Consider the following 14,273-nt stretch of genomic DNA (forward strand, 5'->3'; position numbering starts at 1 on the left):
CGCAAAGTCCCAAATCTAGCGTTATGAAAACAAGAAAGATTATCCTACTTATAGTCTTTATAATAGGCGTTCTGAGTCTATTATTGATGGCTTCCTTTACGTATCGAAATGCTTGCGAATATGCCAGTTCCAATATAGAATATATTAAGGGTGAACTGCAAAGCGCAATAGTTTCCGATGAATTCGAAATGAGTAAATACCATGCTTTCAAAGCTTTGAATGGCATTGAAAAGACTCGTCTGAACTTTCTGGATTGTGGTTGCTCGGCAGCAATAGAAAGCTTGGAAAAGACTTCTTCATACCTTAAAAGTGCTACTGCCACCAAATCATTTGACGATTCTAAGGAATGGTTGCATTTGGCACTGGAAAACACAATTATTGGTATTAAAGTTCTGCGAGTTTTTGAACAGGAAACATCAAGCGCTTACGGCAATGATATTTTGATATTGAATACCACAGGTGCTGAGGAACATGAAATCGGAACCCTTCTACCTCAAGGGGATTTGAAAAAAATGGTTCACAATTGCCTCTTGGGTTTCGAATCCTCATTGGACAAAGTGGTAACTGAAGTAGAATGTGAAGAAGCCAACAGATTTATCTCCAAAATCCATGAGGAAGCACAGTCAACTTTGCTTAGAACGGAGCTTACGACTGCAAAAAAGGAATATCACCATCGTGTAAAAACCATTGCCAAAGAAGCTCTAGATCGTTTGGGCGAATGCCCTGAGGAATAGGTTATTTACTCGCAAACAGTTTTACATCATTCTCAGATATTTCTGGACTTCCAAGGATTATTAACCGCTCAACAACATTGCGAAGTTCCCTTACGTTACCGGTCCAATCATAACCTTTTAAAAGGTCGATGGCCTTCTTAGAGAAGCCTTTTTGGGCCGTACCTTGTTCTGATGCTATTTTCTTTGCGAAATGGTCAATCAAAATAGGAATATCATCTCTCCTATCGTTTAATGCTGGTACCTTGATTAAAATTACGGCTAACCTGTGGTACAAATCCTCTCTGAACTTGCCATCAGCTATTTCCTTTTTAAGGTCTTTATTGGTCGCAGCCAACACCCTGACATCTACTTTAATATCCCTGTCTGTGCCAACCCTTGAAATCTTGTTTTCCTGAAGGGCACGAAGCACCTTGGCTTGGGCTGATAAGCTCATATCGCCTATTTCATCTAAAAAAATGGTGCCTTTGTTGGCTGCCTCAAATTTTCCTGCTCTGTCCTTCACTGCAGAAGTAAATGCTCCTTTTACATGCCCAAAAAGCTCACTTTCAATCAATTCTGATGGAATTGCAGCACAATTCACTTCAATAAATGGTGCGGAAGACCTTTGACTTTTTTCGTGCAACCAATGAGCTACCAGTTCCTTTCCCGTTCCATTCGAGCCGGTAATCAACACTCTGGCGTCGGTAGGGGCCACCTTCTCAATCATATCTTTTATAACACCAATCTCCTTGCTATCCCCAACCATCTCATAGTTCTTGGAGACTTTCTTTTTAAGAATCTTATTCTCCACTACCAGTTCTTTGCGGTCCAGAGCATTCCTAACTGTTGTCAGAAGACGGTTTAAATCTGGCGGCTTGGAAATGTAATCAAACGCTCCTAATCGCATAGTGTTCACAGCAGTATCAAGATCGCCATGACCAGAAATCATAATGAATGGAACTTCGGGTTTAATTTTTTTAGCCGCCTCCAAGACCTCAACACCATCCATTTTAGGCATTTTTATATCGCAAAGCACTAAGTCAAAATCGTCTTTTTTAATGGCTTCAATACCTTTCAGTCCATCTTCGGCCTCATGCACATCATAAGCATCGCTTTCCTCGCCCAATATTTTGACCAATACCCTTCTGATGGCTGATTCATCCTCTATCACCAATATTTTTGACATAGTTTGTTATTTAAAAGATTCCTATTTTGAACCCAGTCCTAATATAAAGATTTGATTCATCATTCAATAAAAAAACATCTCCTCGTTCATCATTCCTTAACTTACCCTCTTGTTCAAACGTACGGCCAAAAAATGCATAGAGAGCCATACGTTTTGAAATGTTGTACTGATATCCCACTGCTCCTACTAAGGCTGATAACGAAATTTTAGATGCCAACTGATTCATGGGTAATGCAATATTATCTTGAATGTTCAAAAAATACCCATCCAAGAATAATGCCATTTCGAATGTATGGTTTTTGGTCACATGATGTTTAAAGTTAGAACGGGGTATTCCCAGGGTAAAGGACCATTTTGGATGGAACTTTCTGTAATAGCTTACCAAAGGTAAGGGTACCGGTAACCCCGTGGTACTATTGTAGGATAACCCTAGAACTATTCGGTATGGTTTATCGGCTTTGGCATTTTCCTTCCATAAGGTTGCCGTAGCATTCATAAAGAAATCTTCGGTCATAATGCCGTCGGTAAAATTCGAAGCCAGTCGAGGAGTAAGAATCGTAACCAAATTCCAATTTTCATTCCATTTGGTAATATAACCTATATTCAAATCGACTACATGAAATCGAATCAGGTCTCTTTTATCAAATGGAAATTCACGCGAATACCCTATATCGAACCTATTGTATTCCAGACCTGTTATGAGGTAGTCCTTCTTTTCATTTAGCTTGATTGGCAGATTGAACAAAAACTTATACCGCTGTGTTTTGATTCCGGTATCATTTTCTGGAATATTTAGATAATCAACTTTAAAAATGTCCGTACTCTGGGCTTGCATTGCGGCAGCATAAAAGAATCCCGCGGAAGCCAAGAGCATCCTAAAAACAATATGGTATTTTGCTGTTTTTATACTATTGAGGTTTTTGAGGTGGAATTAAATGAACATCCCTTTGAGGGAATGGAATACTAACACCATTTTCCCTAAATTTAGTATTGATATTGTAACGAATGTCACTTTTTATTTTGGGGTCCCCAAAACTATCGTTTGTAAAATAATGTAGTGAAAATAAGAGTGCTGAATCACCAAAATCATCGAAAAGCACAAACGGCTTTGGGTTTTTCAATACTCTTTTTTGTTCTTCAGCCACTTGTTCCAAAAGTTGTGTCACCAACTCCACGTCACTGCCATAAGCCACTCCAACGTTTACACGTTCTCTTGTGGTTTTATGGTTTTGGGTATAGTTGAAAACGATATCGCTAATGAATTTGTGATTTGGAATTATAATAACCTTATCATCCCTGGTTATGGCCCGCGTGGTACGAAGTTTAATCTCGAAAACCTTACCGACCTTGCCATCAACCTCAACGATATCACCTACTTGAAGGGATTTGTCTATGATAATGAAAATACCACCAAGAATATCCTGGAACAACTCTTGCAAGGCCAGCCCCAAACCCACAAAAAGTGCTGCCGAAGCGGTAATTATTATGGTAATATTGATGCCCGCAGCGCTAAGGGTTACTAGCACTACAATAACATAAATGACATAATTGGTAAACTTAAAAACGCTTGTGAATTTTTGCTTGTCCTCAGTTTCCATTTTCCGAGTAAGCAGGTGTTTAAGCCATTTTAAAAGAAATTTGGTCACAATAAATGCAACTACCAAGAGTAACAGCAGGCCAACAGTAAAATGAATAGATTTGTCACCTTCTCCTAAATGGATTCCCCAATTAAGAAATTCTTTTATAGAACCCCAGATGTCCTCTTGAATGATCTCCTTTATTTCGCTGTTATTATTGTCTTGCATCGCTAATTAATACCTTAACCATTTGAACAGTTCTTTGTAGGTTGGCCTTTTGCCATACATCAAAATTCCGATTCGATAAATTTTTGCTGCCAAGGAAACAATTCCTAAAAAAGTGATTATCAAAAAGGTAATGGACAGCAATAATTGCCACAAAGGTACACCACCTTCTCCAATACCTCCAGGTAGGCGCATGAGCATAACAATCGGAGACGTAAGAGGAAACAGGGAAAACCCAACAGCTATTGGTCCGTGAGGATTACTGAACACAGAGAAAAATCCAACATAGATGGCCAACATCAAGGGCAAAATTATCGGAAATATGAATTGTTGGGTGTCGGTTTCATTGTCCACCGCAGCACCAATGGCCGCATATATTGAGCTGTAAATTAAATAACCCAATATAAAGTACACCAAAAAAGAACCTATTAAAAGTGTCCAGGGAATATCTATTATTTCTTTGGCATATAACATCATTTCACTATCAAGTTCTGGCATGCCCTGCAATCCTGGAGTAGCCAAGTTTGCTTCATTGGACAATGCACTTAAATCGATTTTGAAAACCAACATTGAAATAAAAAGCAGCAACGATGCAGAGACTATCCATATGGCGAACTGCGTTATACCCGCTAAAGAAGTACCAATAATCTTCCCCAACATTAATTGAAACGGCTTAACCGAAGCAATGATAACTTCGATAATTCTACTGGTTTTTTCTTCTATTACGCTTCGCATTACAAACCCTCCGTAAATGATAATGAACATCATAATGGCATAGCCAAAAACACCGCCAATAAAAGCCTTAATCTCATTGATTCCTTTTACACTTTTCTCTCCATCAAAACTGGCGAGATTGAGTGCGAATGGTTTTTCTATACTTGAAAATTCCTTTGAAGAAACACCAAGGCCCTCCAATCGCTTTTGTCGTAGTTTTCTTTGGAAGATATTTTCAAGACTCCCTATTACATTGGTATTTGGATTGTCTTGAGTGAACAGATATGCTCTAGAGGCTGTCTTTTCTAAATTTTCAGATGAGGGAACGTGAATCAGCCCATAGTAGCCCAGTGCAATGGTTGAATCTTTTGCTTCGTCCAAAGAAAGGTCTTGAAACTGAACATAAGAGGTGTTTTTTGTTGCCGTAAACTCATTTTGAAAAAAATCACTTTGATTCAGCACCGAAATCACCCGTTTCTCATTGTCATTGATATCAGTTAAAAATGCGATCAATACGATCATACCAACAATCAAGATTGGACTCAAAATCGTCATTACAATAAAGGACTTGTTGCGCACTTTAGCCAGATATTCCCGCTTTATGATCAACCTCAACTTATCTATCATTGTCCTTCTGGTTTACGGTTTGAATAAAAATGTCATTTGCGGATGGAATAGTTTCCTCAAAACGATTGATGTTGGCGTTCTTTGATAGTTCCGCAATTACATCTGACGTCTTATTCGATGACAATTGCAATGTGAAATCCAGTTGATTCTCGTTGGCATCAAAATCAGAGGAAAGTATATTGAATTTATCCTCCAAAGCCTTTAAAAATCTGGCACGGTCTTGTCGAATTTCCAATCCAACATTAAAAACATTGTTTTTGTAGGCTTTTTTTATTTCTGACAACCTGCCGTCCAGTATTTTCTCTGATTTATGGATAAGTGCAATATACTCGCAAAGTTCTTCCACAGATTCCATGCGATGTGTCGAAAATATAATGGAAGTTCCCTTTTCCTTTAATTGAAGAATTTCATCTTTGATGATATTGGCGTTGATTGGGTCAAATCCGCTAAATGGCTCATCAAAAATCAATAATTTGGGTTCATGCAGTACCGTTACAATAAACTGTATTTTTTGGGCCATCCCCTTGGAAAGTTCTTGTATTTTCTTGTTCCACCAGTCACCAATTTGAAGGCGGTCGAACCAGTACTCAAGCCTTTTTTTTGCCTCAGCCTTAGAAAGTCCTTTTAATTGTGCCAAATACAATGCCTGCTCACCAACCTTCATACTTTTATAAAGCCCTCTTTCCTCTGGTAAATAACCGATGTGCGCAATGTGTTCTGGTGCCAACGGTTGACCATCAAAAATCACTTCCCCTGCATCTTGATATATAATCTGATTAATTATGCGGATAAAAGAGGTTTTTCCGGCGCCATTTGGACCTAAAAGTCCATAAATGCAGTTTTTCGGTATTTTGAGGGAGATATTATTGAGTGCCGTATAGTCTCCGTAGGCCTTGGAAACGTTTTTGGCAACAAGGATGTCATCCATTTAATCTGTTTTTTCAAAGATATGTATTTGCCCAAAAAAAAGGGCTTCCCAATAAAAACAAAACCCACCCTCAAAAAAATCAAGGATGGGAAAAAAATTGCTATGAAAAAGAAAATTAGATATTGGTTTCCCAACATCTAAGTCAAATATACGTTTTTTATTTAAACAGTAAACTTTTGGGCTAAGAGAACATGTCTTTTACCTTTTCAAAAAAAGATTTGTCCGATTTTTCCGGTTTTGGAACAAAATTTTCATCGTTCTGCATCCGCTCAAAAAATTCTTTTTGTTCCTTATTTAACTCCTTCGGTGTCCACACATTGACATGCACCAACAAATCGCCACTTCCATATCCATTAATGCTGGATATACCTTTGCCCCGCAATCTCAGAATCTTTCCTGATTGTATACCTGGTTCTAGTTTAATACGAACTTTACCACCTACGGTGTCAATTTCTTTTGAACCTCCTAGAACTGCTTCTGAAAGACTGATATATAAGTCGTAATGCAGGTTATCACCCTCTCTTTTAAGCGTATCATGTTCCACGGTCTCTATTGCAACCAACAAATCACCTGAAATTCCATTCCCTGGTGCTTCATTACCCTTACCGGATACCTTAAGTTGCATACCCTCCTCAACTCCTGGTGGGATTTTGATGGTAACTGTTTCTTCATCAACAACCAATCCCTGAGCATCTGCTCCACTAGGTCGGTTATCAATACTCTGACCGGCACCTCCACAAGTATTACAAGTGGCAGCTGTTTGCATTCTACCCAAAATAGTATTGGTAATCTTGGTTACCTGACCACTTCCGTTACAGGTTGGGCATGTTTTATAGGTTACTCCTTCAGCTTGCTTTTTTCTTCGAACCTTGACTTTTTTCTCAACCCCTTCGGCAACTTCTTCCAAGGTGAGTTTAACACGAATTCGAAGGTTACTTCCCTTTACACGACGTTGGCCTCCACCGAAGCCCCCGAAGCCGCCAAAACCGCCTCCGCCAAAAGCACTACCGAAAATATCTCCAAATTGGCTGAAGATATCATCCATGTTCATACCTCCACCACCAAAACCAGCTCCTCCTTCAAAGGCAGCATGACCGAATTGGTCGTACTTGGCTTTCTTGTCAGGATCGCTAAGTACTTCATAGGCTTCCGCAGCTTTCTTGAACATTTCTTCAGCCTTTGAATCACCTGGGTTTTTATCCGGATGGAATTCAATGGCCTTTTTTCTATACGCCTTTTTTATCTCGGCTGCCGAAGCACCTTTGGAAACACCTAATATTTCGTAATAATCCTCCTTCATGTGCTATTAGTTACCGACAACCACCTTAGGGTGTCTTATGATGCGATCTCCAAGTTTAAATCCCTTCTCGACAACATCTATTATTTTTCCTTTCAATTTTTTATTCGGAGCCGGTATTTGGGTAATGGCATCATGAACCTCCGCATCAAAAACATCACCTTCCCTGACTTTTATTTGCTCCAACCCCTTGCTCTTTAAGGTCTCTTTGAATTTATTGCTGATAAGTTCCACTCCTTTGAACATTTCCTTATCCTCTGATTTTGATATTTCTTTTAATGCTCTATCAAAATCATCCATAACGGGAAGCAATGAGACAATTACCTCTTGTCCCGCAGTTTTAAACAAATCCATGCGTTCTTTGGAAGTCCTTTTCTTAAAATTCTCGAATTCAGCAAAAAGTCTAAGGAATTTATCTTTTTCCTTGGCCAGGTCTTCGCGTAATTGATCCTCCACAGAAATTTCTTCCTGAGCATCAACCGCTGATTCATTAGCCGTGTTTTCGTCGTTCAGCTCAGGATTTTCCACTGTTTGGGAGTCATTAAGTTCCCCATTCATTTCCTCAACCTTACTTTTCTTGCTCATATACTCTTGATTTTATCTTTTTTGAAGTGGCAAAAGTACTGCCAATTGTCCAAAAATGTCAAAATGTCACTACATAACATAAAAAAATCCGCCCTTGGCGGATATAATATTTAACAATGTATATCACTCTAAACAAACTTCTTGTCCAACGATTCAATCTTGGATTCACCATTCCCGCTATTGGGCTCATAAATTTGTTCCAAAGCAGGTCCGATATTAGGATATTGAAATTGAAATCCCTTTTTCTCGATTCGTTTGCTACTCACCCGTTGCGACGCAAAAAGTAAATATGCCATTTCACCCAATAGCAATTGCATTACAAATTTTGGGATATTGGGTAAAATCAAAGGTCTTTCCAGAACTCTTGCCAATTCTTTGGTCATTTTAGCATGGGTAACTGGATTTGGTGCTACTCCATTAAACGTTCCTTTAAGACTATTTTCAACCACGTAAACAAACATTTGTGCCAAATCTGTAATATGTATCCAAGATTGCCACTGTCCTCCACTGCCGAAAATAGAACCAACAAAATTACGGATTGGGCCTGCCATCTTTGGTAATGCTCCACCTAAACCAGATAGCACAATTCCTATTCGTATTGTGGATACATTCAATCCAAAATCCTCAAAAGTGCTTATTTCCTCTTCCCATTTTTCCACAACATCTCCCAAAAAACTATCGTCCACCTCAACCATTTCTTCGTCATAAAAATTAGACACCGAATTTGGGTAAATTCCAATAGCAGAAGCGGATACAAATGTGTCAATGATGGAGGTATCCATTTTCTTCATAGCTCCGTGGAGCGTCCGAAGACTCTGCACCCTACTGTCCGTTATTTTTTTCTTGTTAGTTGCTGACCACCTTGTAGCAATACTCGCCCCTGCCAAATTGATAATGGCACTAACATCTTCAAAACATGCCGAATCTATCTCACCCTTGGAAGGGTTCCAATAAAATCCTTGGCAATTATCCGTAGTGGTAATTTTCTTTTTGCGAGTGGATAAATAATTGACAGCAATCCCTTTTTCAGTCAAAATTTCAATAATTGCCCTGCCAACCAATCCAGTTGCACCTGTCACCAACACCTTCATACTATCATTTTAGGGTAAAATTAATGGTTTAAATTACTGTATTTCAGTCATTAATTTAGGTTTAACATTAATGTTTAAACTTTAGTTTAATTTATCATAATATTTGGATACTCTTTAACATCGTATTTACAAAAATTACTTTTTCGTGGCTCGCAACATTTCCCGTTTTCCTGGAGGTCCGGGAAGACGTTCTACGTCGAAGCCAACAGCCTGCAATGCCCTGCGAACACTTCCTTTGGCAGCATAGGTGACCAGCACACCATTATCCAAGAGCGCCCTATACATTTTTGAGAATATTTCTTCCGTCCAGAGTTCTGGTTGCACACGGGCTCCGAAAGCATCAAAATAAATGAGGTTAAACAAATTGGTGTCATTTATCGATTTAAAATCCTTCAACTGCTTCTTTAAACTAAAACCTTCGCTGATTACGGACTCTACTTCCCATGGCGTGTTGTGCATCTTCATAAAGATTTCGTTGTAATTTGGTACGTTCAATTGGTCACAATAATCCAACATTTTCACCTCCTCCATTGATACTGGAAACGCCTCAACTCCAACATAGTCAATCTGCAAACCTTGTTTTTCCTTTTCCAAAATTGTAACCAGTGCATTTAATCCAGTCCCGAAACCTATTTCCAATATCTTGATGTCGGTATCACGGAACAATCGAAGTCCATGATCTATAAAAACATGATACGCCTCTTGCACAGCCCCATGTTTGGAATGGTATTGCTCGTTCCAATCTTCAATTTGGATGGTTTTGGAACCATCGCCTGTAGTAATAATTCTTCTTTTCACAATAGTTTGGACGGATTTGACTGATAATCAAGCATTCATTCTTCTTTTCCGTTAGACAAGCTTCACCAAAAATGTTAAATACTTTGGAGAATGAAAAAATCCTAAAATTTCAGCACAAAACTGTTTAATTTTAGTTTAAAAGTAAGCAATGCTATAGCTTATTGTTTAATTTTACCGGTTCAAATCTTTTCAATATGGAAACAATGACAAAATCTTTGGTTATAGAAAAGGCAAAAAGCTCCAAAATTCACGATGTAGATTTTAATAATCTAGCTTTTGGTAGCACATACACCGACCATATGCTGGTCTGCGATTATGTTGATGGGCAATGGCAGGCACCAAAGGTTGTTCCATATCAACCTATTACTCTTGAGCCTTCAGCCAAGATATTTCATTATGGACAATCCATTTTTGAAGGGATGAAAGCCTACAAGGATGAATCGGGTGATGCTTGGTTGTTTAGACCTATCGAAAACTTTAAGCGATTAAATAAATCTGCAAAAAGATTAGCGATACCCGAACTTCCCGAAGCCTTTTTTATGGAAGGCTTGACTACACTTTTGCAAGTTGAAAGTGATTGGATTCCCCAAACACCTGGAAGTTCCTTATATATAAGACCTTTTATTCTAGCGTCAGGCACTGGATTTCACGCTTCACCTGCAGATGAGTACAAATTTATAATTGCATGTGCTCCTTCTGGTGCTTACTTTTCAGGAAAGGTAAAAGTATTGATTGAAGAGAATTATTCTAGAGCTGCAAATGGCGGTGTTGGTTATGCAAAGGCCGGAGGAAATTATGCCGGGCAGTTTTATCCAACCCAATTAGCGGTTGAAAAGGGATACCAGCAAGTAATCTGGACTGATGACAATAACCATGAATTCATTGAAGAAGCCGGCGCAATGAACATATTTGTTCGCATTAATGATACATTAATTACTGGGCCTATTAGCGACCGTATTCTGGATGGTATTACAAGAAAGAGCATTTTGGAAATCGCCAAAGATGAGGGCATTTCCGCCGAGGTTCGTAAAATCAGCGTAAATGAGGTGGTTGAAGCAGCTAAGAACGGTTCTCTAAAAGAAATGTTTGGTGCTGGAACCGCTGCTGTGGTTTCACCCATCGCAGCTTTCGGTTATAAGGATACTGATTATGACCTTCCAGAATTAGAAAACAGTTATGCATCCTTGCTCAAAAAACGGATTACAGATATTCAATATAACCGGGCCGAAGACAAATTTGGATGGCGCTATAAAGTATAGGAATAGAAAAAGGGCTCAAATGAGCCCTTTTTTATTTGTCTAAAATTGCCTGAATATCTGGCTTAAAATAGTTTGGCCCTTTGAGAACCTTCCCATCTTCCCTATAAATCGGTTTACCATCCTTTCCAAGTTTACTCATATTGCTACGTTGGATTTCCTCAAACACTTCTTCAATCTTATACTGCATTCCATGTTCCAAAATGGTCCCGCACAAAATATAAAGCATGTCTCCCAACGCGTCCGCTACCTCCACTAAATCATTATCGTTGGCAGCCTCCAAGTATTCTTTATTCTCCTCATCCATTAGATTAAAGCGTAAACGATTTATTTGTTCACCCAAATTAGCCTTTGGTTCCTGCGAAACACCAAGTCCAAAAGAATTATGGAATAGTTCAACTGCTTTTATTTTACTTTTCATTACCCTCGAATTGATTTAGTTTTGCATAAAAATATGAAATATGTTCAGCACAGGACAACTAATTTTTGCCACTCTTTTTGCCATCTGTTTTATAGGAGTAATCATTTTTTCATATCGCAAGGACAAAAGACTTCACAGAAAGAACTATAAAGGGGTATTATGGATTCTGATTTCCTTTATCACATTCATAATCATTTTGTTTTTGATTAAACATTTTCTTAAAAATTGAACAAGAACTTTGCGTTCACCACAAAAATTGACTGCTTTACAACTTTAATAAAGAAGTATCACGTATACTATAGGAAAAGACGTACTTTTGAACCATTAAATTTTGGTAAGCAATGACAACCTTTTTCAGTATTCTTTTTATTTTGCTTGTGATTAACGCGGTATTATTGATTTTTAGCGTTAATGGAGCCGGTAAGAAGTTTAAAAAACCTGTTATTAAAATATCGGAGACCACGATTACCAAAATTTCCCCTGATTTAAGCTCCGGTACTGAATACAAAAAAGCCGTATAGTTTGTACTTTTAGGGTATGAAGCAAGTACTTCTTGTATTTTTGGGCGGCGGTTTAGGCAGTGCCCTAAGATTTATTATCTCTAGACCTCTCAACACGGTTTTACAAAATTTCTTTTTAGGTACCTTTCTTGTCAATATTATAGGTTGCCTCCTTATTGGTGTTATCCTGGGTCTTTCAGCACGAAACAATTTACTCGCTTCCAACACTACACTTTTCCTTGCAACTGGTTTCTGTGGAGGCTTCACAACGTTTTCAGCCTTCGCATTTGAAAAGCATAGTTTACTTAAAAGCAGTGAGCTTTTCCACTTTTCCGTATATACCATCACAAGTATCGTAGTGGGAATTATTGCCATTGCAATCGGCCTTTGGATTTCTAGATTGGGCGATTAGTTACATTTTTTCTTCTCAAGTAGAGTTTTTGTTGGTTTCTAAACAATTAGTTAAGAAATGGCGTCTTCTTTTGCCATAAACACAACTTCTTGACCCCGACAACTCCAAAAATTCACCAAAAACATAAAAAAATAATATTCAATATATCATACCCCTAAAAAAATAGGGGGTATTTTCATATAAACACAAAAATTCTCCATCACCCCCTTAAATTTATATAGTATACATTCAATTAATATATATTTGGCGAATCAATTAACTACTTATTATGAAAAAAGTTGAGGCAATTATTAGAAAATCCAAGTTTGATGAAGTCAAAAAGGCACTTCATGAAATTGAGGTCAACTTCTTTAGTTACTGGGATGTAACAGGAGTTGGAAATGAAAAACAAGGACATGTATATCGAGGTATCTCTTATAGTACTTCAGACATACAGCGCCGGTATTTGGTGATTGTAGTATCCGACAGCTTCTTGGAGCGCACGGTAAACACATTATTGGAAGCAGCCTCCACGGGCAATGTGGGTGATGGTAAAATATTCGTTTCCGATGTTATCGAAGCCTACAGAATAAGAACCAAGGAAAGCGGAAGCGCCGGAATTAATTAACCAACTAACAACTACAATATTTAAAGATTATGGACGCAGGATTATTTACAGCGAATAACGTTTGGATGATGATATGTACGGCTCTAGTGTTCTTTATGCACTTGGGGTTCTCCTTTTTGGAAATAGGTCTTACCAGACAAAAGAATACAGTGAACATTCTTTTTAAGAATGTATTTATTATATGTGTTGGACTCCTTTTATATTATATAGGTGGGTTCAATTTGATGTATCCAGGATTTGAGGACGGTGATGCCGGTTTCCTAAAGTTTGCTGGATTTGGAATTGCAGCTCCAGAGAACGGAATGACCCCCGATTATGCCGATGGTGGATATACCTGGTGGACGGACTTCTTATTCCAAGGAATGTTTGCAGCAACAGCAGCAACTATTGTTTCGGGAGCTGTTGCAGAACGTGTAAAACTTAAAAGCTTTATGCTTTTTACGGTTATTTATGTAGGATTGGTCTACCCTATCGTAGGTTCATGGCAATGGGGTGGTGGTTTCCTTTCTTCTCTTTCTTTTGGAGAAGCCGAAGGGTTCTACGATTTCGCAGGTTCAACTTTGGTACACTCCGTTGGAGGATGGGGAGCTCTGATTGCTATCTATTTACTAGGTTCTAGAATAGGTAAATTTGGTGATGATGGAAAACCGAAAGCGATTCCAGGTCACAATCTACCACTAGCCGCAGCCGGGGTATTGATTCTTTGGTTAGGTTGGTTTGGATTCAACGGTGGATCCGTACTTTCTGCTGACCCAGAATTGACTTCATTGGTTTTAGTAACCACTTCTTTGGCAGCAGCCGCAGGTGGTGTATCAGCCTTTTTGACCTCATTGTTTGCCTATAAAAACTACGACCTTACCATGTTCTTGAACGGAATCTTAGGAGGTTTGGTAGGTATTACTGCTGGAGCGGATCAAATGTCTCCCAACGAAGCAGTTATCATTGGTTTGATTGCAGGAGTTGTAATCGTTGCCGGTGTCGCATTGATAGACAAATTGAAATTGGATGACCCAGTTGGAGCAGTTGCTGTTCACTTGATCTGTGGAATGTGGGGAACTCTAGCGGTTGGTATTTTCGGAGATCTTGCCGGATTTGACCAATTCTTAGTTCAGTTGGCCGGTGTTGGTGCAGCGGCTACCTTCTGTACATTGACTGCATTCATAATTCTATTCGCCATTAAAAAGGTGGGTGGTCTTCGTGTAGACGAGCAAGAAGAACTTCAAGGCCTGGATATCCACGAACATGGAATGGATGCTTACGCCGATTTTAGAATGAATCAACATTAATATATTAAAAAAGGAAACGGAGCGTTTGGCAGAACGCTCCGTTAAATAAC

Annotated in this window: 16 protein-coding genes; 6 read left to right on the forward strand and 10 right to left on the reverse strand. The window is 38.7% G+C overall.

All coding sequences use genetic code 11. The annotated features are described in order from the left end of the window. Positions 1–23: 23 nt before the first annotated feature. Entirely contained in the window at positions 24–734 is a 711-nt protein-coding gene (locus ACOKFG_RS14750) for a hypothetical protein (RefSeq protein ID WP_298790927.1), read from the forward strand. 1 nt (position 735) lies between these two features. On the opposite strand, the gene ACOKFG_RS14755 is transcribed toward ACOKFG_RS14750, so the two are convergent. The 9 genes from ACOKFG_RS14755 to mnmD form a co-directional block, all read right to left on the reverse strand. After that, a complete protein-coding gene (locus tag ACOKFG_RS14755; protein ID WP_299174517.1) occupies positions 736–1,899 on the reverse strand; it encodes a sigma-54-dependent transcriptional regulator in 1,164 nt (387 codons plus the stop codon). A gap of 10 nt (positions 1,900–1,909) precedes the next feature. Next, a complete protein-coding gene (locus ACOKFG_RS14760; RefSeq protein WP_422861523.1) occupies positions 1,910–2,773 on the reverse strand; it encodes a DUF6268 family outer membrane beta-barrel protein in 864 nt (287 codons plus the stop codon). Between the two features lie 34 nt (positions 2,774–2,807). Further along, positions 2,808–3,704, reverse strand: coding sequence for a mechanosensitive ion channel domain-containing protein (locus tag ACOKFG_RS14765; RefSeq protein ID WP_299486061.1), 897 nt, complete (start codon positions 3,702–3,704; stop codon positions 2,808–2,810). A 6-nt stretch (positions 3,705–3,710) separates the two neighbouring features. Next, the gene (locus ACOKFG_RS14770) at positions 3,711–5,042 is read right to left on the reverse strand and encodes an ABC transporter permease (protein ID WP_422861524.1); all 1,332 of its coding nucleotides are present in this window, start codon (positions 5,040–5,042) and stop codon (positions 3,711–3,713) included. Next, the gene (locus ACOKFG_RS14775; protein ID WP_298790935.1) at positions 5,032–5,970 is read right to left on the reverse strand and encodes an ATP-binding cassette domain-containing protein; all 939 of its coding nucleotides are present in this window, start codon (positions 5,968–5,970) and stop codon (positions 5,032–5,034) included. Before ACOKFG_RS14775 ends, ACOKFG_RS14770 begins: the two co-directional genes overlap by 11 nt. A 181-nt stretch (positions 5,971–6,151) precedes the next feature. Continuing rightward, on the reverse strand, positions 6,152–7,270 hold the full coding sequence (gene dnaJ, locus ACOKFG_RS14780) for a molecular chaperone DnaJ (protein ID WP_299174524.1): 1,119 nt from the start codon (positions 7,268–7,270) through the stop codon (positions 6,152–6,154). Between the two features lie 6 nt (positions 7,271–7,276). Further along, a complete protein-coding gene (locus ACOKFG_RS14785; protein WP_299174526.1) occupies positions 7,277–7,852 on the reverse strand; it encodes a nucleotide exchange factor GrpE in 576 nt (191 codons plus the stop codon). A 128-nt stretch (positions 7,853–7,980) separates the two neighbouring features. Next, positions 7,981–8,943, reverse strand: coding sequence for a TIGR01777 family oxidoreductase (locus ACOKFG_RS14790; RefSeq protein WP_298790940.1), 963 nt, complete (start codon positions 8,941–8,943; stop codon positions 7,981–7,983). A gap of 135 nt (positions 8,944–9,078) precedes the next feature. Next, entirely contained in the window at positions 9,079–9,741 is a 663-nt protein-coding gene (mnmD, locus tag ACOKFG_RS14795; RefSeq protein WP_422861525.1) for a tRNA (5-methylaminomethyl-2-thiouridine)(34)-methyltransferase MnmD, read from the reverse strand. A gap of 194 nt (positions 9,742–9,935) precedes the next feature. Between mnmD and ACOKFG_RS14800 the strand changes: the two genes are divergently transcribed. Next, complete coding sequence (locus ACOKFG_RS14800) at positions 9,936–11,000, forward strand: branched-chain amino acid aminotransferase (protein WP_422861526.1); 1,065 nt, start codon at positions 9,936–9,938, stop codon at positions 10,998–11,000. A gap of 31 nt (positions 11,001–11,031) precedes the next feature. Here the strand turns inward: ACOKFG_RS14800 and ACOKFG_RS14805 are convergent, their stop codons facing one another. Then, a complete protein-coding gene (locus tag ACOKFG_RS14805) occupies positions 11,032–11,418 on the reverse strand; it encodes a hypothetical protein (protein ID WP_422861527.1) in 387 nt (128 codons plus the stop codon). Positions 11,419–11,759: 341 nt separating this feature from the next. Here ACOKFG_RS14805 and ACOKFG_RS14810 point away from each other — a divergent pair, with 341 nt between their 5' ends. From ACOKFG_RS14810 to ACOKFG_RS14825, 4 genes are all read left to right on the forward strand, one after another. Then, entirely contained in the window at positions 11,760–11,939 is a 180-nt protein-coding gene (locus ACOKFG_RS14810) for a hypothetical protein (RefSeq protein ID WP_299486074.1), read from the forward strand. A 16-nt stretch (positions 11,940–11,955) separates the two neighbouring features. Continuing rightward, positions 11,956–12,330, forward strand: coding sequence for a fluoride efflux transporter CrcB (gene crcB / locus ACOKFG_RS14815; protein ID WP_422861528.1), 375 nt, complete (start codon positions 11,956–11,958; stop codon positions 12,328–12,330). Between the two features lie 268 nt (positions 12,331–12,598). Beyond that, the gene (locus ACOKFG_RS14820) at positions 12,599–12,937 is read left to right on the forward strand and encodes a P-II family nitrogen regulator (protein WP_298790950.1); all 339 of its coding nucleotides are present in this window, start codon (positions 12,599–12,601) and stop codon (positions 12,935–12,937) included. 29 nt (positions 12,938–12,966) lie between these two features. Continuing rightward, positions 12,967–14,223 (forward strand): ammonium transporter, encoded by a 1,257-nt coding sequence (locus ACOKFG_RS14825; RefSeq protein WP_422861529.1) that lies wholly within the window; start codon positions 12,967–12,969, stop codon positions 14,221–14,223. The last annotated feature ends 50 nt before the right edge of the window (positions 14,224–14,273 follow it).

It is taken from the genome of Flagellimonas rhodophyticola, from assembly GCF_049332665.1.
In the GTDB taxonomy this organism is placed as follows: domain Bacteria; phylum Bacteroidota; class Bacteroidia; order Flavobacteriales; family Flavobacteriaceae; genus Flagellimonas.

What these genes read in the sequence shown, in the direction of transcription:
- ACOKFG_RS14750 (WP_298790927.1), top strand. Translation starts at nt 24, where the DNA reads ATGAAAACAAGAAAGATTATCCTACTTATAGTCTTTATAATAGGCGTT.
- ACOKFG_RS14755 (WP_299174517.1), bottom strand. Translation starts at nt 1,899, where the DNA reads ATGTCAAAAATATTGGTGATAGAGGATGAATCAGCCATCAGAAGGGTA.
- ACOKFG_RS14760 (WP_422861523.1), bottom strand. Translation starts at nt 2,773, where the DNA reads ATGCTCTTGGCTTCCGCGGGATTCTTTTATGCTGCCGCAATGCAAGCC.
- ACOKFG_RS14765 (WP_299486061.1), bottom strand. Translation starts at nt 3,704, where the DNA reads ATGCAAGACAATAATAACAGCGAAATAAAGGAGATCATTCAAGAGGAC.
- ACOKFG_RS14770 (WP_422861524.1), bottom strand. Translation starts at nt 5,042, where the DNA reads ATGATAGATAAGTTGAGGTTGATCATAAAGCGGGAATATCTGGCTAAA.
- ACOKFG_RS14775 (WP_298790935.1), bottom strand. Translation starts at nt 5,970, where the DNA reads ATGGATGACATCCTTGTTGCCAAAAACGTTTCCAAGGCCTACGGAGAC.
- dnaJ (WP_299174524.1), bottom strand. Translation starts at nt 7,270, where the DNA reads ATGAAGGAGGATTATTACGAAATATTAGGTGTTTCCAAAGGTGCTTCG.
- ACOKFG_RS14785 (WP_299174526.1), bottom strand. Translation starts at nt 7,852, where the DNA reads ATGAGCAAGAAAAGTAAGGTTGAGGAAATGAATGGGGAACTTAATGAC.
- ACOKFG_RS14790 (WP_298790940.1), bottom strand. Translation starts at nt 8,943, where the DNA reads ATGAAGGTGTTGGTGACAGGTGCAACTGGATTGGTTGGCAGGGCAATT.
- ACOKFG_RS14800 (WP_422861526.1), top strand. Translation starts at nt 9,936, where the DNA reads ATGGAAACAATGACAAAATCTTTGGTTATAGAAAAGGCAAAAAGCTCC.
- ACOKFG_RS14805 (WP_422861527.1), bottom strand. Translation starts at nt 11,418, where the DNA reads ATGAAAAGTAAAATAAAAGCAGTTGAACTATTCCATAATTCTTTTGGA.
- ACOKFG_RS14810 (WP_299486074.1), top strand. Translation starts at nt 11,760, where the DNA reads ATGACAACCTTTTTCAGTATTCTTTTTATTTTGCTTGTGATTAACGCG.
- crcB (WP_422861528.1), top strand. Translation starts at nt 11,956, where the DNA reads ATGAAGCAAGTACTTCTTGTATTTTTGGGCGGCGGTTTAGGCAGTGCC.
- ACOKFG_RS14820 (WP_298790950.1), top strand. Translation starts at nt 12,599, where the DNA reads ATGAAAAAAGTTGAGGCAATTATTAGAAAATCCAAGTTTGATGAAGTC.
- ACOKFG_RS14825 (WP_422861529.1), top strand. Translation starts at nt 12,967, where the DNA reads ATGGACGCAGGATTATTTACAGCGAATAACGTTTGGATGATGATATGT.